Origin of the sequence: Rossellomorea aquimaris (assembly GCF_020172085.1) — a bacterium.
GTDB classification, from domain to species: domain Bacteria; phylum Bacillota; class Bacilli; order Bacillales; family Bacillaceae_B; genus Rossellomorea; species Rossellomorea aquimaris_E.
The window spans coordinates 93,179-111,459 of sequence record NZ_JAIVAT010000008.1; the positions used below are offsets into that span (position 1 = coordinate 93,179).

The 18,281-nt window shown below is 37.0% G+C and carries 16 protein-coding genes; 6 read left to right on the forward strand and 10 right to left on the reverse strand.

Annotated elements, in window-relative coordinates:
* The first annotated feature begins 199 nt into the window (after nt 1–199).
* Nucleotides 200–550 carry a PH domain-containing protein gene (locus LCL96_RS18140; protein WP_224943750.1) on the forward strand — a complete coding sequence of 117 codons (351 nt, stop codon included), beginning with the start codon at nt 200–202 and terminating at the stop codon, nt 548–550.
* Nucleotides 551–654: 104 nt separating this feature from the next.
* On the opposite strand, the gene LCL96_RS18145 is transcribed toward LCL96_RS18140, so the two are convergent.
* Nucleotides 655–3,096: a polysaccharide lyase 8 family protein gene (locus LCL96_RS18145; protein WP_224943751.1), complete on the reverse strand. Its 2,442-nt coding sequence runs from the start codon at nt 3,094–3,096 to the stop codon at nt 655–657.
* A 212-nt stretch (nt 3,097–3,308) separates the two neighbouring features.
* On the opposite strand from LCL96_RS18145, the gene LCL96_RS18150 reads away from it, so the two are divergent.
* The 3 genes from LCL96_RS18150 (at nt 3,309) to LCL96_RS18160 (ending at nt 6,745) form a co-directional block, all read left to right on the forward strand.
* Nucleotides 3,309–4,604: a hypothetical protein gene (locus LCL96_RS18150; RefSeq protein WP_224943752.1), complete on the forward strand. Its 1,296-nt coding sequence runs from the start codon at nt 3,309–3,311 to the stop codon at nt 4,602–4,604.
* Nucleotides 4,605–4,926: 322 nt separating this feature from the next.
* Entirely contained in the window at nt 4,927–5,688 is a 762-nt protein-coding gene (locus LCL96_RS18155) for an SDR family oxidoreductase (protein WP_224943753.1), read from the forward strand.
* Nucleotides 5,689–5,851: 163 nt separating this feature from the next.
* Nucleotides 5,852–6,745, forward strand: a complete 894-nt coding sequence (locus LCL96_RS18160; RefSeq protein WP_224943754.1) for a helix-turn-helix domain-containing protein — start codon at nt 5,852–5,854, stop codon at nt 6,743–6,745.
* A gap of 14 nt (nt 6,746–6,759) precedes the next feature.
* Here LCL96_RS18160 and LCL96_RS18165 read toward each other — a convergent pair whose 3' ends face one another.
* Nucleotides 6,760–6,918: a hypothetical protein gene (locus LCL96_RS18165; protein WP_224943755.1), complete on the reverse strand. Its 159-nt coding sequence runs from the start codon at nt 6,916–6,918 to the stop codon at nt 6,760–6,762.
* Between the two features lie 680 nt (nt 6,919–7,598).
* On the opposite strand from LCL96_RS18165, the gene pgaC reads away from it, so the two are divergent.
* Together pgaC and LCL96_RS18175 are read left to right on the forward strand one after the other, a co-directional pair.
* A complete protein-coding gene (pgaC, locus tag LCL96_RS18170; RefSeq protein ID WP_224943756.1) occupies nt 7,599–8,834 on the forward strand; it encodes a poly-beta-1,6-N-acetyl-D-glucosamine synthase in 1,236 nt (411 codons plus the stop codon).
* 2 nt (nt 8,835–8,836) lie between these two features.
* Nucleotides 8,837–9,190, forward strand: coding sequence for a hypothetical protein (locus LCL96_RS18175; protein WP_224943761.1), 354 nt, complete (start codon nt 8,837–8,839; stop codon nt 9,188–9,190).
* A 232-nt stretch (nt 9,191–9,422) separates the two neighbouring features.
* Here LCL96_RS18175 and glyA read toward each other — a convergent pair whose 3' ends face one another.
* From glyA to LCL96_RS18215, 8 genes are all read right to left on the reverse strand, one after another.
* A complete protein-coding gene (glyA, locus tag LCL96_RS18180) occupies nt 9,423–10,664 on the reverse strand; it encodes a serine hydroxymethyltransferase (protein WP_224943764.1) in 1,242 nt (413 codons plus the stop codon).
* A 27-nt stretch (nt 10,665–10,691) separates the two neighbouring features.
* Nucleotides 10,692–11,549 (reverse strand): bifunctional 5,10-methylenetetrahydrofolate dehydrogenase/5,10-methenyltetrahydrofolate cyclohydrolase, encoded by an 858-nt coding sequence (locus LCL96_RS18185; protein ID WP_224943767.1) that lies wholly within the window; start codon nt 11,547–11,549, stop codon nt 10,692–10,694.
* Between the two features lie 103 nt (nt 11,550–11,652).
* Nucleotides 11,653–12,819, reverse strand: coding sequence for a nucleotide sugar dehydrogenase (locus tag LCL96_RS18190; RefSeq protein ID WP_224943770.1), 1,167 nt, complete (start codon nt 12,817–12,819; stop codon nt 11,653–11,655).
* A 71-nt stretch (nt 12,820–12,890) separates the two neighbouring features.
* Nucleotides 12,891–13,940, reverse strand: a complete 1,050-nt coding sequence (rfbB, locus tag LCL96_RS18195) for a dTDP-glucose 4,6-dehydratase (RefSeq protein ID WP_224943773.1) — start codon at nt 13,938–13,940, stop codon at nt 12,891–12,893.
* Nucleotides 13,937–14,836 (reverse strand): glucose-1-phosphate thymidylyltransferase RfbA, encoded by a 900-nt coding sequence (rfbA, locus tag LCL96_RS18200; protein ID WP_224943775.1) that lies wholly within the window; start codon nt 14,834–14,836, stop codon nt 13,937–13,939. The genes rfbB and rfbA overlap by 4 nt, the downstream gene beginning before the upstream one ends.
* Nucleotides 14,836–16,263, reverse strand: coding sequence for a lipopolysaccharide biosynthesis protein (locus tag LCL96_RS18205; protein WP_224943776.1), 1,428 nt, complete (start codon nt 16,261–16,263; stop codon nt 14,836–14,838). The genes rfbA and LCL96_RS18205 overlap by 1 nt, the downstream gene beginning before the upstream one ends.
* A gap of 2 nt (nt 16,264–16,265) precedes the next feature.
* Nucleotides 16,266–17,393, reverse strand: coding sequence for a dTDP-4-amino-4,6-dideoxygalactose transaminase (gene rffA, locus LCL96_RS18210; RefSeq protein WP_224943778.1), 1,128 nt, complete (start codon nt 17,391–17,393; stop codon nt 16,266–16,268).
* Nucleotides 17,390–18,277 (reverse strand): methionyl-tRNA formyltransferase, encoded by an 888-nt coding sequence (locus tag LCL96_RS18215; RefSeq protein WP_224943780.1) that lies wholly within the window; start codon nt 18,275–18,277, stop codon nt 17,390–17,392. Before LCL96_RS18215 ends, rffA begins: the two co-directional genes overlap by 4 nt.
* Between the last annotated feature and the right edge of the window lie 4 nt (nt 18,278–18,281).

Here is an 18,281-nt window from a genome sequence, read left to right on the forward strand (position 1 = left end):
CAATAACTACCAAATATAAAAAAATTCCATATGGAATGATATGGAATTATAGTTCTAATGTAATAGGATAAATTCTCTAATAATCTGTAAAATTCTTAAAATTTATTCTTTCAAGAATATTTAATGAACACCAAAATAGGTTGTGTTAAAATCAAAGCAAATGAACTACTAGAATTTACAAAATATTGGAGTGAAGATAATGGCTAATACACTAAAAGAAAAACTAGTAACTGCAAAGGTTTTAGATCAAGATGAAAGTATTATTTCTTATATTAAATGTTCTATGGATGTCTTTATTTATAGGCAAGTATTAAGACCCGGTATTTTAGTCCTGACTAATGAGAAATTAGTATTTATTGCTGATAGTATTCCAGGAAACGAATTAACTCAGAAATTCGAGAAGGATAAAATCACTAGTATCAAAGTTGAAAAAGGATTATTAAATAAAAAGATTGTTATTAGATATGAAAGTGACGTTTACAAGTTTAAAAATATTTTAAGCGAAAATATTGATACTTTTGTAAATCTTGTAAAAAAAGCTAACCAATAGATCCTATACAAAAAGATCACCACTAACTCACAAGGTGGTGATCTTTTTGACTTTATTATCAATTTTAAAAGGTTTTTGAAAGGTTCCCCTTCGTTTACTTTTTCTTAATTCTTCGAAACATCAAATGAAATCATTCTTGAGCTTCCCGCTGCTCCCGTTGTATCTACCACAAACTCAATGCTACTTGTTTCATTCTTATTAACTACTTCAATAGAATCGTCTTTTGAAATGATTTCCCTATATGGAAGATCTACTTTTACATTTATTTTTGTGTTCTGTTGTTTCGGATCTGCTACAGCGATTGTCAATTTTCCATTTGTAATCGTCATCATGATAGATGATGGTTGACTAACCGTTAGTCCGTTCACAGTTGTAAACCCTTCCTTCCAGACGTTCATAACCATTACAGCATTTTGGGTATCCTCTACCGCTTGTACTTTATCTGAATTCTCAATTATCTTAATGTGGGATTTCTTTGCGAATTCCTTTGTTTCTTCCTCCGTTTTTCCCGGTAGCAAAACATATTGATAGGTTTGATTCGAAACATCTTGTCCATGGTTTATCAACATTTTGAAATATGATTTATTGTAGACTGCATCCGATTGAAAGTATCCATTAATATCCTTATAAGTCCCTGAACGGGTTTCTTTTTCAAGATTTATGGTTGTTTCAGTGGGGAAGTAGTAGCCAATATCTGTTCCTTTCTTATTTCCCTCGAGGTGAACCCAGCTATTTGGGCTTAGTTCAACTTCTTTTTGTGCGCCGCCTTGAGTTTTTCCATTGACCAGTACCAGGTTGGATCCTTCATTATTTAATAGTCGATTTTCGATAATGGATTCGATAGAACTTGTAGTGGTGCCGCTAATAGAGCTCCCTAACGCTACTATCGCTCCGTCTAACATAAACCATGACTTTTTAGCCCTTACATTCATAGGTATACCTAAATTCGATTTATCAAGGTACATACCTACTGCGCCAAATTCCCCGTCGGTCACTCCACCTACCCATGACTGGGGGGATGGTTTTCCTTGTGTTTGTCCGGGAGGCAGATCGACTGTGTCTACCGTAGTGCCAGGTAATCTTACAGAATCTACAGTTGGCCAATATCCTTCTCCAAACTGTGTTTCATCATTATTATATAAATAAAACATCCCATCCCCGGTATGCCACCCTCTAGTATTTTCAGTGTTAAATGATTCAAAATTATAGGTTCTGGAAGAATACATGCTTATACCGGCTGAATAATTTGGTGTTACTTGAAGTACCCGGTCCATTGCTCCATATACTTTCATTCCTGAAGAAGGAATGGCAGATGAAATACTCGGATTATTCATAATATCTTTAGCATTTTGTACTACCTCTAAACTCGTTGCTTCTTCATAAAATTCCTGATACTCTTTTGAGTCAATCAACCAACTCTTTATAACAGATTCATATTTGCTTTTATACTTCGCAGGTGCAAACGTTGCAATCCTCATGATATTGGCAATCGTCTCTCTTCCTGTAGCCAATTCCGTTGTAAATGGATTGGTTCCAGGCGCCCTCGAAATACTCCTGCCATTCATCATAGACATCATTTTCCCGTTGTGCATAAAAGGCAAAAAACCACTCTCTATGGCTTGATAGACATTAGTAATGGATGGATCATTTATTTCCCATTTTGTACCGGCAGTAATAGATAAGATCCTACCGATTCCTTTTATCAGTTCATTACCATAACTTCCTGTATATGCTACAGCCCCATGCTGAATAAATGAGCCGTCCGCATAAAATCCATCACCATTTGTCACAACATTCATGACGATGGGTAGTTTATCTTTCACCAGTTCCATCTTCTTTGTATCCTTAGTTAAAATGGCACTACCAAGCACTGATAATCCTATATCAGTAAGGTTTGCCCCTGTTGCTTTATCTCCGCCCCATCTTACCGATGGATCACTGGCATATCCACTAATACACTTTACATATTTGTCAACTTGGTCTTCACTCATATACTCAGAAGTAATCATTACTATATCTACAAATGGCTGTGCTGATCCTATTTGCCAATTCCACCAGTTACCTGTTGAGTATGATCCATCATATTTCTTATCAATGGTCATAAAATCCAGTGCATCGACTATATCTTCATACAGCTCTTCATTTTCATATAGAGAGCTCCCTTTTAATCCAAAAGCTACAGCCAATGTTCTAATATTGTTAAACTGAGTTGTGTACTCAGCTGATGTGGTATCAGACGGTCTGGGTTCCCACAGGTATGTTCTATCCTTATGTTTATTCAGCGTTTTCCACAGGGATTCTGCATCGCTGGTTACCTTTTGAATATATTTCTGTATGTCCGGGTCATTAACATTAAGAGTACGATCCCCAATGATACCTCTTAGCCAACGTTCTCTCATTAGTATGAAATCAGTAGAATCTTGATTGTTTTCAGTAACAGATTTTTCATGCGGTGAGAAAGGGAGATACACCGCCCCAATCATAATGATGATAGAAAGCAATATTGTTGTAGAACTTTGCAAAAAGGTATGTGATTTCTTCGGCATTTATATAACCTCTGTTTTTTGAAAATTAGTATTTCTATAGTTTATCAATGAAACATTATACTATTTTTTTACTTATATATATATCTTTGGAATGAAATTGGAAATATTTATTTGTATCTTAACCATTAAAACAACCACTACTGCCCAATCCGGCTTCGCACGCAATCCATAATGGTATAATATAGAAAAACAGTGAAGAAAGGGTGGAATAGATGAAGACATCCAGATTTCCATATCATTATATTTTAATCGCAATTGTGGCAGTAATTTCTGTTTATGCTTGTTTAAAAGTTTATCCGATAAAAAATACTGCAGATTTAGTCTTATTCGTGACTACTGTTGGCAGTTTGGTTGTATCTTTTTCTGCATTTATATTTGCTATGAAGACGTACTTATCTATCGATAGCGTCAATGTCATAACTCAAATGGAAGGAAACGTGCTCGAGAACGAGAATTATGTCACGTCTTTCACTAGTTTGTTGAAGCAATATGATATGGAAGATCCTGATGAAGTCGGAGAAGAAATCTTCAAAAATCTTGAAAGAAAGTTTACTAAACATTCAAAGACTGCCATCGAACTTGCCTCTAGTCTTCAGTATTTCATCGATATCATTGTATTCTTCCCTTACCTCTTCAATTCTAAAGACGAAGCCTATCGAAGTAGGAATATCAATAGAATGAGCAAATTATTAAGATTAATCGAAAAACGTAAAAACACATTGATATCAATCAGCACAGGAAATCTAATATTAATAGAAGAAACCGTTAAATTGATTCATGCCATTATCAATTATCAAAAGCTTTTATACGAGCGTGACATTGTCGAGTCAACCCTTTTAGAAGTAAAAGGAACCATGTTGAAGAACTCCGTCACTCAAACCGTATATTATAACTATTTGGGACTCTATTATTATAGGAAAGCTAACCATGTACTAAGAAGAACAATTCATTTAGATAATCTGGATGTTTTCTCAATAGAGGGGCTGAAGAGAATTCACCGAGACATTTCACTATTCTCTGACGATGACAGGGAACTCTTCCAAATTTATCTGCAAGAGGCCAAGACATGTTTTCACAAAGCGATGGATGTTAGTGAAAAAGATATCATGTGGGAAGGTTTCATTTTGTATAACGAGGCAAGAACGACGTATTTACTTCAGTTGATACAAGAGGGGTATGAAGGTGAAAGCTGGGAATTACTGATGAACCAGGCATTGACAGCAAGGAAAAGAATCACCATCTTTTTACATGATATTCTGGAAAAGGATACTCCTTCTCACTTACAAATGGCTTTCGAGTTTGAAAATCAACTAGGTGGTTTAGTCAAAGTCAACATTCTTATTGCAGAAAATAAAAGCGTAACCGACTTATATAATAAAGAGAAATACTCTTCTCCTTTATATGAAGGGTTGCTCCAGGATACGTTGCTACAAAAGCCAAATCCGGGAAGGTTTAATAAAATAGATAAATTTCAGGAGGATATAGTAAACAGTATTCGACCTCTTTAGTATGCACATATCAAGGGGCCCTCTCTATGGAAAAGATGTAGGATAGAGATTTGACAAGGGCGAAACACACTCGTGGTTTGTAGTATGATGAAAGTAGACAAAGGTCTCCGAGGTGAATGTTCGGACTAACATCCTCGATTGATATAATTTGGAAATTCTCTTCCCTCATATTCATGGAAGAGGTAAGGCCGGCCACCCCCGGTTAACTATTCGATCTTTTGCTTGGTGTTGCACTATTACTAATCAAGCTATTCCAATCTTTCGTGACACTTATGTTAATTTAATCGATGAATATTAAAAAGATAGAGAAGGAGATTTCAATATGTCTAAGAGCTTATTTGATTTAACCGGAAAAGTCGCAGCTATAACGGGAGCTACGCGTGGGATTGGACGTTCAATGGCGATGGCCCTGGCAGAAGCAGGAGCAGATATTTTCTTACTTCAAAGGAATCCGGAGCATACTGAAGTGAAAGAAGAAATCGAACAGCTTGGTCGAAAATGCTCCATTATTGCTTGTGACCTTGAAAAGGTAGAAGAGGTCAAAGCAGCCATTCCCAATGTGATTTCGACGTTTGGAACGATTGATATTTTAGTAAACAATGCAGGTATTCAACGTCGATCGCCTTCTGTTGATTTCCCTGAATCTGACTGGGATGATGTTCTAAATATTAATCTGAAAATGGTCTGGTTATTATGTCAGGAAGCAGGACGGCACATGGTTGCCCAAGGAAAAGGGAAAATTATTAACACGGCTTCTCTTCTTTCTTATCAAGGAGGATTGACCGTTCCGGCGTATGCGGCAGCAAAAGGAGGTGTGGCACAGCTCACGAAAGCACTCTCCAATGAATGGGCAAAAGAAGGTGTGAATGTGAACGCGATTGTCCCAGGATATATCGCTACAGACATGAATACAGCCTTAATCGACGACCCGATAAGAAGTAAACAGATTCTTGATCGAATTCCAGCAGACCGCTGGGGAGAACCCGATGATTTCAAGGGAACCGTCGTCTACTTAGCTTCGGATGCTTCGAATTATGTGCATGGTCATTTAGCCGTTGTTGATGGAGGATGGCTTGGGAGATAATCAGTCATTAAACATAAGAGCGACGAGGGGATGATTTCTCCCTCGTCTCTTTCATTTTTGGACAGGTTCAATGTCCCATTTAATAAACTAGTTTTAGCAAGAACGGGCTGCCCCCTACCTATATATTTCTGTTAAAATATAAAAATACTCAGGAGGTGACCCCATGGACTATTCAGTAATCGGAACAAAAATCAGAGAATTGAGGAAGGCTGTTGGAATCACGCAAGGAGATCTGGCAGAAGGAATCTGTACCCAGGCGCTTATCAGCCGGATTGAAAAAGGGGACATCTATCCAAGTGCCACTGCTTTATACCAAATCTCGGTCAAACTGGGAGTGGACGTAAACTATTTCTTTGAAATCGGGACCACCCCTCGTCTGGATTACATCATGGAAGTGGAGAAACAACTGAGGTATTTAAGAGTGTATCGAAAATATGAAGAGATGATGGATTTAGTCAGGCTAGAAGAGAAAAATCCCCTCTTTTATAAAGACAATGACCATCTCCAGCTACTTTATTGGCATAAAGGAATCTATCAGTTTGAGGTAAAGCAGGATGCCGAGGCCGCCTTTTCCCTCTTCGATCAGGCCTACCAACTGACCGCCAATCAGAAAAAGGCCATGTCCGAAAGAGAAATGGAAATCCTTTCAAGCAATGGTGCCATTCTCTACTCTATGCAGCAATATGAAGAGGCACTCCCTTACTATAAAAAAGTGATAGCCGCCATGAATACAACCGGACATCTGCAGGATAAATCAATCAAGACCAAAATTTTTTATAGTACAGCCAGAGTTCTGACACGTTTAGGAGAACTTGAAGAGTCGACAGACTACTGTCTCAAAGCCATTAAATGGTGCTTTGAAGAAGAGCTTCTTTGGGGACTCGGTGAGCTTCATTATCAAATCGGCTACAATTTCGAGTTGAAAAAGGATTATGCTCTAGCGCTGCCTTACTTTCGACATGCCCTGCATATGTTTGAAATTCGGAAAGATGAACCTTACGTTTCCTTTCTCACACCAAAGATTGAGGAAATAGCCAAACAAATCGAACCTGCATGACTCTATACCATTTTCTATTCCTCTTCAACAATCAAACCGATGGCGAGGGCAACCTGAGTGAAGAAGCCAAGCACAAAAGCAATACCAGCTATAGCAGAATCTTCATATAGAAAATTAATGCCAACACATAAAATCATGATGAAACAACACGTATTAATAAATTTCTTTTTCATTCTTTTGACTCTTTCAGGATGAATTTCAGTTGGATGGTCAGGCTGCTGAATTTTTCGTCGAAGTAGCAACCATCACGGAACTAATAAAGAAGAGTACCCCTAGTAAAGTTAGGACAATCACGAATAAAACACTTCCCTTTTGATAAGGTAAATCATTTTAATACCTATGATTATCCCCTCCGCGTCCACTGATCCATTACATTCCATCTTAGTCTTTGTATCGGTAGTAAGGGTGCTTTTCTTAATCACTCTATTTTACTTCTTTTGGTAAACAGAAATAAGGACAGTGAACCTGTCTCCGTGTGGTGATTTATGGAAGCCTCCTCATAATTCATTGGATTCATCCCGTTCCTTTAAGTGGAAAGAAGGGACACTTGGTTATCATGATTAATATTCCATATGTATGAATGAAACAGAAGGGACAATAGGGCGTTTCTTCTGAGTCCACAAACTTGTAAAGTCTCAAGAAAGGAATCAAGAGATCCGCCCCCCTGCATATTATTCCAATTCCTCCAATAACATTTCTGTCAAGTACGAACAAAAGACGGCTCGATGACTTTTATTCGTCTCCTTTCTATGATTCAATCAGGTTAAACCTGTTTTTCACTTCACATATTTCCGACCATTTATGTACCCTCTGCACACTAGAGAATCATCGCAACAAGAAGGAGGTCAGGAAGTTGATCAATACGACAATGCACTCCATTGGCGGCTTTCTCTTCATGTACCCGCTATTCATGAGCCTGGTTTGGATCATATCAAGTCTCCTTTTCTACGCCAGAAGAGAGCGAAGTCCACTGGAAGCAGATAATAACCTAGAAGAACTCCCTTTCGTCTCCATCCTCCTGCCCTCTTACAATGAAGGCGCTCATATCGAGGAGACGGTACGGAATTTAGATACTCTTTATTACCAGCATTATGAAATCATTGTCATCAATGACGGCAGTACAGATACAACGCGGGAAATATTAGCCCGGTTATCCCGCTCCATCGACCGGCTTAAGGTCATCAACATCCGTGAAAACAAAGGGAAAGCCAACGCCCTATACTACGGGACCATCGCCTCGAAAGGTGAAATTGTCGTGACGATGGATAGTGATGCACTATTGGATAAAGATGCGTTACGCTATATGGTCCCTCACTTTACAACCCCTGGAAAGAGTGAACGGGTCGGAGCTGTTACCGGCAACCCCCGTGTCCGTAACAGACGCACTTTATTGGGAAAGATCCAAGTAGTGGAGTATTCCTCCATCATCGGATTAATTAAACGTTCGCAACGCATATTAGGCAAAATGATGACCGTTTCAGGCGTATTTGCAGCCTTTCGGAAGCAAGCCCTTCTGGACGTCGGCTTCTGGGACAAAGATCTCATCACGGATGATATCGGCATCACCTGGAAACTCCAGGAACGGTTCTGGGATGTACGTTATGAACCGAGGGCCCTCTGCTGGATGCTCGTGCCTGAAACCGTAAAGGGATTATTACAACAAAGAATCAGATGGGCGCAAGGCGGAATCGAAGTGCTCCTGCGCCATCGCGCAATCTTTAAGGACTACAGACAAAGAAGATTATATCCTGTTTATATCGAACAAACCCTCAGCATCCTCTGGTCTATATCCTGGATGTTCTATCTTATGTATCTAGTATTCTTTGACTTTTCCCCTTCCATGCTTCTTTATGGCGCCTATATTGCCTTCATCTCGCTAATTCAGCTGACCGTCGCCATATTCATCGACAGGCAATACGAAGACAATCTCGTCAAATACATTTGGTGGGCAGGATGGTATCCGATGGTGTATTGGATGATAAGCGTCTTAGCATTGATTCCAGCGATCCCGAAAGCCGTAAAGATTCTTACCACAAATAAAACGGAATATGCCACTTGGGATAGTCCTGATCGAGGGAAAGAGGTATGAAAATGAAACGAAAAAAAGAGAAGAAAAAGAGGGTATTCGAGCACTTGATCAGTGGCGTTATGTGGTTAATCATTTTTACCTTCATCGGGGTTCTTTTCACATCCATGTTCGACTTCATCATTGTCATCAACAATCGTGCATTCCTGCAATTTGCGCTGCCTTTAACGGCAATCTTCATCATGTTTATCACCACCCTGTCCTACGGGTGGGGCTTATATAATAAGAAACGCTTCGGCACATTAAACAGACGTTCAATGCCAGATGAAGTGACATTGGAAGATTTGGAGGAAAGAACCGATGAGAGAAGAGGAACGCTCACTCAACTTCAGACACAAGAGTGGGTAGAGATTGGTTAAAGAAGCAGGGGGACATTCTTCTCCTTCCTAGGGTAGAATGGGGACAATTCTCTCTCTACCCTTTTAAATACCATTAGTTAGTTATTCAAAAAGAGAACCGTCCCCACCCGCATACATTAATTTCCTAAACAAACGTTTATCTTTTCATGCCCTTCCATTTCAACATTTCTACCCTTCAAGCAAACGTTAGTTTAACTCCCAGGCGGCCCTGAATATAAGAGGTTCTACTATATTATCTTTCAAAATATAACTCAAATTTGCTTGTCAGGTCGATGACGCGCTTGCATGCTTCTTCCAATTTCGCTTCATCTTCATGGTTCTTAAGAGTCAACGCCATGATCGAAGCAATTTCGTCCATATCTTCAAATCCGAAACCTCTTGATGTCACAGCCGCTGTCCCGATACGGACACCACTTGTAACGAATGGGCTTTCCGGATCGAACGGAATCGTATTTTTATTAACGGTGATCCCGATTTCATCAAGGACTTTCTCCGCCACTTTTCCTGTCAAGCCCAGGGAACGAGTGTCGATCAATAATAGGTGGTTATCAGAACCGCCTGATACTAGATCGATTCCTTCCTTCACAAGACCTTCTCCTAAACGCTTCGCATTGTCGATGATGTTCTGCGCGTACTCTTTGAAGGAGTCCTGCAGTGCTTCACCGAAAGCCACAGCTTTGGCAGAGATGACGTGCATAAGCGGTCCGCCCTGGATACCAGGGAAAATAGACTTGTCTATTTTCTTCGCAAATTCTTCTTTACAAAGGATCATGCCGCCGCGAGGTCCGCGTAATGTTTTGTGAGTGGTTGTTGTAACGAAATCTGCGTAAGGAACCGGATTCTGATGAAGTCCAGCCGCTACGAGACCAGCGATGTGAGCCATGTCAACCATTAGGTATGCTCCCACTTCGTCTGCGATTTCACGGAATTTCGCAAATTCGATCGCTCTTGGGTAGGCACTTGCTCCCGCTACGATCAGCTTCGGTTTGTACTCTAACGCTTTTTGTCTAACATCTTCGAAATTGATCAGGTGCTTCTCTTCGTCCACACCGTACTCTACGAAGTTATATTGAATTCCACTGAAGTTGACCGCACTTCCGTGAGTCAAATGTCCCCCATGAGATAAGTTCATACCAAGAACCGTGTCGCCCTGATCAAGGATGGTGAAGTAGACTGCCATATTCGCCTGTGCTCCTGAGTGAGGCTGAACGTTGACATGTTCCGCTCCAAAAAGTTCTTTCGCACGGTCGCGGGCCAAATTCTCGGCTACGTCTACATGCTCACAGCCACCATAATAGCGACGATCAGGGTATCCTTCTGCATACTTGTTTGTAAGGACGGAACCTTGTGCTTCCATTACGGCTTCACTGACAAAGTTTTCAGACGCAATTAACTCAATCTTTGTTCGTTGACGCTCTAACTCATCTTGAATCGCTTCATAAATTTCCGGATCTTGTTGTTTTAACTTATTCAATCATTTCACCTTCAAATTTTTCATGTTTTATCTATTAAAAAGATTAAGAGATTGCTTTTCTGCCGCCTCAACTGTATGTTTAAGTAACATTGCAATAGTTACAGGTCCCACTCCACCAGGAACAGGAGTAATGGCTTTTACAATCCCATCACAAGATTCAAAGTCTACATCTCCTACATTTCCTTTGTTATAACCTGCATCAATAACAATTGCACCTGTCTTTAACCACTCACCCTTAATAAACTTTGGTTTTCCAACTGCAGCTATGATAATATCTGCCTGCTTTAAAATCTTATCAATATTTTCTGTGTATGAATGACAAATGGTAACTGTGGCATTCTTATTTAATAATAGGTTAGAGACTGGCTTACCTAAAATAGGACTTCTCCCAACAACTGCAGCGTGCTTACCTTCTACTTTAATGTTATAAGTATCTAATATTTTCATTATGCCCGCCGGAGTACATGATGGGTAGGCATCCAAATTTAAGGCTGTTCTTCCATATCCCCAACTGGTAACTCCATCTACGTCCTTTTCTATATTAATTGTATCAAAGGTAATTCTTTCATCAATGTGACTTGGTACTGGGTGTTGCAAAAGTATCCCATGTACATTTGAGTCATTGTTAAGTTTACCTATTAAGTCTGTTAAATCCCGTGTAGTGATGTTTTCTGGAAGGTGAATTTTTTTAGATTTTATACCTATTTTTTCACATGCTTTCCCCTTCATCCTTACATATGTCTCAGATGAAGCATCATTACCTACTAGTATTGTAGCTAAACAAGGAATAATATTATTCTTGTATAAATTAGAAATTTTACCTTGTAGATCTTTTTTTATATCACTTGAAATATCTTTTCCATTTAACAAAATTTTATCTATCAATTAAAACATCCTTTTTGAATACTTTATCTTATCAAGCTTATTAGTAATGTAAGACCCATTTAAAGAAGCTTGCAATCTATATCAACTGCAAGCTTCTAACCTACTAATCTCTACTAAATATATCCCTTGTATAAACCTTTTCCTTTACTTCATATAAATCTTCAGTTAGTCTATTCGCCATTATTACATCTGAAATATGCTTAAACTCATAAAAGTCGTTCATTACTCGTGAGTTAAAAAATTCCCTCTCCGGCAGCGCGGGTTCATAAATTACTACTTCTATTCCTTTTGCTTTCAAACGCTTCATTACCCCTTGAATGGCTGATTGTCTAAAATTATCTGAATCCATTTTCATAGTCAACCTATAAATCCCTACAACCTTTGGATTTTTTTTAATAATCATATCGGCAATGTGATCTTTCCTAGTTCTATTAGCATCTACTATTGCCTGCATAATATTATTGGGCACATCTTCGTAATTTGCTAAAAGCTGCTTAGTGTCTTTAGGTAGACAGTATCCACCATAACCGAATGAAGGATTATTATAATGATTACCAATACGTGGATCCAAACTGACCCCATCGATAATCTGCTTTGTGTTTAATCCCCGTACCTCTGCATATGAATCTAGCTCATTAATAAATGCTACTCTCATTGCAAGATATGTATTAGAAAATAACTTGATAGCTTCTGCTTCGGTTGAATCGGTATATAAAACTTCAACATCTTTTTTAATTGCCCCATTTAACAATAGATTTGCAAATTCTTTTGCTCTTTCTGATTGCTCACCGACGATAATGCGTGATGGAAACAAATTATCATATAAAGCATTTCCTTCTCTTAAGAATTCTGGAGAGAAAATAATTTTGTCTGTTTGAAACTTCTCTTTGATTTCTTGTGTATAACCAACTGGAATTGTTGATTTTATTACCATAACTGCATTTGTGTTTCTCGACAGAACATCCGATATAACTTCTTCTACAGACTTGGTATCAAAATAGTTTTTTTCTGGGTCATAATTTGTAGGAGTAGATATTATTATAAATTCTGCATCCTTATATGCTATGTCTTTATTTGTAGTCGCAGTTAGGTTTAGCTTTTTTGTAGCCAAAAACTCTTCAATCTCAGAATCACTGATAGGAGATTTTTTATTATTTATCAAGTCTACTTTTTCTTGGATAATATCCAATGCAATAACTTCGTTTTGTTGGGCTAACAATACTGCATTGGATAACCCTACATAGCCAGTACCTGCAATTGTAATTTTCAATTAAAACCTCTCCAAAATCCATTTAGATTAAACACCTTTTCCAATTCAATATTGGATTAATTTCACATTTATTAAGATTGTTGATACATTTGATTATTGTATTTAACATAATCTCCTGTCAGAATCGCATTCATCCAGTCAACGTTTTCTAAATACCAATGAATGGTTTGTTTAATTCCTTCTTCAAAAGTATATTTTGGTGCCCACCCTAATTCCCTAGTTATTTTACTATTATCAATTGCATACCTTCTATCATGTCCTAGACGATCTTGAACATGTTTAATCAATGCTTTATCTTTTCTTAAAGCAGTTAATATCAACTTAACAATCTCAATATTTTCTTTTTCATTGTTACCACCTATATTGTATATATCCCCAACTTCACCTTTGTGTAATACTATATCAATCGCTCTGCAGTGATCTTCCACATGTAGCCAATCTCGTACCTGTTTGCCATCTCCATATACTGGAAGGTCATTTCCGCTAATAGCATTATTAATCATCAAAGGTATTAGCTTCTCTGGAAATTGGAATGGCCCATAATTATTTGAACATCTAGTAATATTAGTTGGAAGTCCATATGTTTCATGATAAGCACGTACAATCATATCTGCTGATGCTTTCGAAGCAGAATAAGGACTGTTTGGGGCAAGAGGAGTAACTTCTGTAAAATAACCTTCTTTCCCTAACGATCCATAAACTTCATCGGTAGATACCTGAATAAACTTGGTTCCATTCTTAAACTCACGACTATATTTATTGTCAGGTTCAACTTTCCAGTGTTTTTTGGATACATCCAATAAAACTTGAGTGTTTAAGGCATTAGTTTTCATAAATATCCCTGGATCAGTAATACTACGATCCACATGCGACTCAGCTGCAAAGTTAATGACTACCTGTATGTCATAAGACTTAAAGAGTTTATCTATTAGCTCTCTATCACCGATATCACCCTTAACAAAGCGATACTTTTTATTATTCTCAATATCAGCTAAGTTCTTTAAATTCCCAGCATATGTTAGTAAATCTAAATTAATTATGTTGTAATCATAATTACTAAGCATATGTCTAACAAAATTTGAACCTATAAAACCAGCTCCGCCTGTAACTAAAATATTCATGAATTTACTTTCACCTCTTTTTTAATTTCTGCGGAACTTGCTATTTCTTTTAAATATTGTCCGTACTCCGTTTTAAGTAATGGCTCCGCAAGTTTATTTAACTGATTATGATCAATATATCCTTTCCTGTAAGCAATCTCTTCTATACATGCAATATAAAGGCCTTGGCGTTTTTGAACCGCCTCTACAAAATTTGATGCCTCAAGAAGAGATTCATGAGTTCCCGTATCTAGCCACGCTAATCCTCTACCTGCCAGCTCAACGTTTAAGGTATCTTTTTCTAAATAATAATTTATAACAGAAGTAATTTCTTTTTCCCCTCTAGCGGATGGTATTACTTTTTTCGCAACACTGACTACATTATTATCAAAGAAATATAAGCCTGGTACCGCATAAGAAGACTTTGGTTTCTCAGGTTTTTCTTCGATTGATAGCGCTTTAGAATTCTCGTCGACTTCAACTACGCCATAGGCTCTTGGATCTTTAACAAAGCAACCAAAAATTGTAGCTCCTTCTTCTAACTTTGCAACATCCATAAGGCGATTCCCAAAGTTAGAGCCATAAAATATATTATCTCCTAAGACAAGTGCAACAGGAGAATTTCCGATAAAGTCTTCTCCAATTATGAATGCTTCAGCTAAACCATTCGGTTCTTCCTGCACGATATAATTAAAGGACATCCCGATGTCACTGCCATCACCTAGTAAGTCTTCAAACATTTCTACATCTCTTGGTGTTGAAATTATTAAAACTTCTTTAATTCCTGCTAACATTAGTACTGATAAAGGGTAGTAGATCATTGGCTTATCATAAATCGGCAGTATTTGTTTTGAAACCGCTTTGGTCAGTGGGTAAAGACGTGTGCCAGATCCCCCAGCTAATATAATTCCTTTCATTATTCCACCTCATTACGTAATTTAAGAATTTGTTTTATATCACTTGAATAAATTAAAGTTATTAATATGATAGCTACTAAACCTACTGTCTTCTCGTTTAATGGTTGATAAGTAAATAATGTGTAGCTTGCATAGGCCACTAACACTGCCGTACAGGCATAAACTTTTTTCAATCCATAATCCACTTTATAATAATACAGAGAAATTAAAGTCCTGAGAGTAAAAAATAAAATATAAGAGATACCTGTAGATACAGATGCTCCAATCCCTCCATATAAAGGAACTAGCCACCAATTACTTATTATATTTACTAAACAAACGATACTTGCAATTAAAACATGCCATTTTACTTTCTTATAAAAATTTATACCAATCACTGTAGTTTCTGAAATGGTATACATAATTGGGATAAATACTAAAAATGAAAGCATTAAACTTGACTCTTCATACCCCTCACCTAGTAACATAATAATGATATCCTTCAACATAATAACCACAATTGCGACTAACAGCATCATTAGAGTCACAACCTTAGAGACACGTGAAAAAAATGAAGTATTTGAAGGATTTTTATGATACATTTCATAGGCAACTGGAGTCCAGAAAGTTGTAAAGGCAGCTTTCATAATTGCAAGAACTCCAATTATCTTAAAAGCTGCAGCGTATAATCCTAATTCATTGAAGTCAGTCCACTTACGGATTGCAAATTTATCAAACCCTTCAAAAATCCACATTAGGGCAGTATTAAATACTAACGGATAGCTGTAATTAAGAATATCACGCTTTGAATGCATTGCTGAATTATCTCCAAGGTTACGGATGCTCCAATAATTTTTCTGAGAAAAAATGAGAAAAGCTACAAGAAGAAAAAAAGTAGCTACCATGGAATAAATTAAAATTTTATACGTGCTTCCAAATAACGGAAAAAAAATCAATACCCCAAGAAAAATAAACGACTTGTTTAGTATCTCTAGGACTGAGTATAAATTACCTTTTTGTTGCATCCGAATCACTAGTGTAGCAAATCGGTATAGTACTTGAACGCAAACTGCCACTAATAATACCCAAAAGGTTGTTATGCTATATTCAGAAAATAAAAAATCCAAAAGTTTAACTCTAACTAATACAATAATCACTAATACTGGGAGTAATATTAGTACCGCTACATTAAGACAGTTGTATAGTAGCGCTCCCCGCTTTTCCTCTTTTTCTTCATAGAAGAAGCGAACAAATGCTTGATCCGTTCCAAAAACAGCTATAATCATTGCAATGCTTACAAATAGAGTAAACATAGAAGCTTTACCAAATTCTTCAGGTGGCAAGATTCGAGTAATAAACATCGTTGTAATAAAAGCTATTCCTGCCCCAATAACACTTCCGTAAGAAAAAGACATAAATTTTTTAAGCAGTCTATTTTTAATATTCATTTTTATACATAAAATCTATTTATTAGTTTAATAATTTTAGATATTTCTTGGTTTTCCAAGCCGTAAAACATAGGTAATCGCAATAAGCGTTCACTTTCCTTAGTAGTGAAATGATCCTCACCTGAAAAATAACCAAATTTCATACCCGCATTCGACGAATGAAGAGGAATATAATGGAACGTTGTTTGTACTCCATTTTCTTTTAAAAATTCTATTAAAGCAGTTCTTTCTTTTATGTCCCGACATTTAATATAAAACATGTGTGCATTGTGTTTACAGTCTTTTGGCACAGTAGGAAGTTCTATCCAACCAATATCACTTAATCCTTTCAATCCTTCATAATAATACTCCCATATTTCCAATCGATTAATATTAATTTTTTCAGCTTCCTCCAATTGAGCATACAAATAAGCCGCATTCAATTCACTTGGAAGGTAAGAGCTTCCTACATCTACCCAAGTATATTTATCCACCTGCCCTCTAAGAAACTTGCTACGGTTTGTTCCTTTTTCTCGAGAGATTTCTGCTCTTTCTTGAAAATTCTCATTTTGTACTAGGAGTGCCCCCCCCTCCCCCATCGTATAATTCTTGGTTTCATGAAAACTAAAGCAACCAAAATCACCAATTGTTCCAAGCGCTTTCCCTTTATAAGTAGCCATTACCCCTTGTGCAGCATCTTCAATAACGTATAGGTTATGACGCTTAGCAATTGACATAATAGTGTCCATTTCACATGCGACCCCTGCATAATGAACAGGAATAATGGCCTTAGTTTTATCAGTTATTGCTGCTTCTATCAAACTTTCATCAATATTCAAAGTATCTGGACGTATATCAACAAAGACTATTTTTGCACCACGAAGAACAAAGGCGTTTACTGTTGAAACAAACGTATATGAAGGTGCGATTACTTCATCACCAGGTTGTATGTCTATTAATATTGCAGCTAACTCTAAAGCATGGGTACATGAAGTCATCAAGAGTGCTTTCGGTGTGTCAAAGTTTGTTTCAAACCAATTATGACAATGTTTTGTAAATACACCATCACCACTCAACTTTTGAAATTCTACAGCCTGTTTTATGTAATTAACTTCTTTTCCAGTAACAGGAGGTTTATTAAATGGAATCATTGCTTTTTCTCCTTTTCAAATCTACTTCTGAAATTCTTTAATGGTAATACACTTTTTTTATTGCTATCATACGCTTCTATTATCTTTAATAATCCCTTTCCACACACTACAACTGGATGACCATTAGAAATAAATAATACCTTACCAATATCCCTATTCTCAATTACCACATCTTCAACCTCTACTGCATCAACTATTGAAATTATTTTATTATTCAAATAAGCTTTTGCTCCAGAGAATGGAAATGATACTGCATCTATAGTTCTCTTTAAAGTTGAAGAAGATTTTGTCCAATCAAGCATATAATCTTCTTCATCTCTCCATAAACTATAAGTTGCTTGATTGTGATCTTGTGGAATGGATATTAGTTTATTATTATTAATTAATAGTTCATAAATGGAAATAACTAAATCAATATACAAGTATGAAACTTTCATAATGGCATCTTGAATCTTGATTGGATAACTTATTGAGACTTTTTTCTGCATAATTATATTACCTTCATCGTAATTTTTTGAAGCAAACAATGCAGTTACACCAATCTCTTTTTCTCCGTTGATTAGCATATTTACTAGAGGAGAGAAGCCTCTGTATTTTGGAAGTAGAGAATCGTGCATCACAATTAAATTTGATGTGTCTTGAATTAACCATCTCCAACCAACAGCCAATTTGTAACCATTGAATTTGGGCAATTCATCTTTCCGATTATATATAGTAACATTATAAGATTTGCAGATTTCGTTTATTTCTAAGTAGTAATCCTTCCCCACATTTTTATCTTTCGCGGTCACAATATATTCAATTGAATCAGCACCATAGTTATTAAGAAAGCCTTTAAGTGTTTGATAACCTTTTGAATTCATTAGGTAAAATGCAAGCTTCATTAAT

What these genes read in the sequence shown, in the direction of transcription:
- LCL96_RS18140 (WP_224943750.1), top strand. Translation starts at nt 200, where the DNA reads ATGGCTAATACACTAAAAGAAAAACTAGTAACTGCAAAGGTTTTAGAT.
- LCL96_RS18145 (WP_224943751.1), bottom strand. Translation starts at nt 3,096, where the DNA reads ATGCCGAAGAAATCACATACCTTTTTGCAAAGTTCTACAACAATATTG.
- LCL96_RS18150 (WP_224943752.1), top strand. Translation starts at nt 3,309, where the DNA reads ATGAAGACATCCAGATTTCCATATCATTATATTTTAATCGCAATTGTG.
- LCL96_RS18155 (WP_224943753.1), top strand. Translation starts at nt 4,927, where the DNA reads ATGTCTAAGAGCTTATTTGATTTAACCGGAAAAGTCGCAGCTATAACG.
- LCL96_RS18160 (WP_224943754.1), top strand. Translation starts at nt 5,852, where the DNA reads ATGGACTATTCAGTAATCGGAACAAAAATCAGAGAATTGAGGAAGGCT.
- LCL96_RS18165 (WP_224943755.1), bottom strand. Translation starts at nt 6,918, where the DNA reads ATGAAAAAGAAATTTATTAATACGTGTTGTTTCATCATGATTTTATGT.
- LCL96_RS18175 (WP_224943761.1), top strand. Translation starts at nt 8,837, where the DNA reads ATGAAACGAAAAAAAGAGAAGAAAAAGAGGGTATTCGAGCACTTGATC.
- rfbB (WP_224943773.1), bottom strand. Translation starts at nt 13,940, where the DNA reads ATGAATATTTTAGTTACAGGCGGAGCTGGTTTTATAGGTTCAAATTTT.
- rfbA (WP_224943775.1), bottom strand. Translation starts at nt 14,836, where the DNA reads ATGAAAGGAATTATATTAGCTGGGGGATCTGGCACACGTCTTTACCCA.
- LCL96_RS18205 (WP_224943776.1), bottom strand. Translation starts at nt 16,263, where the DNA reads ATGAATATTAAAAATAGACTGCTTAAAAAATTTATGTCTTTTTCTTAC.
- rffA (WP_224943778.1), bottom strand. Translation starts at nt 17,393, where the DNA reads ATGATTCCATTTAATAAACCTCCTGTTACTGGAAAAGAAGTTAATTAC.
- LCL96_RS18215 (WP_224943780.1), bottom strand. Translation starts at nt 18,277, where the DNA reads ATGAAGCTTGCATTTTACCTAATGAATTCAAAAGGTTATCAAACACTT.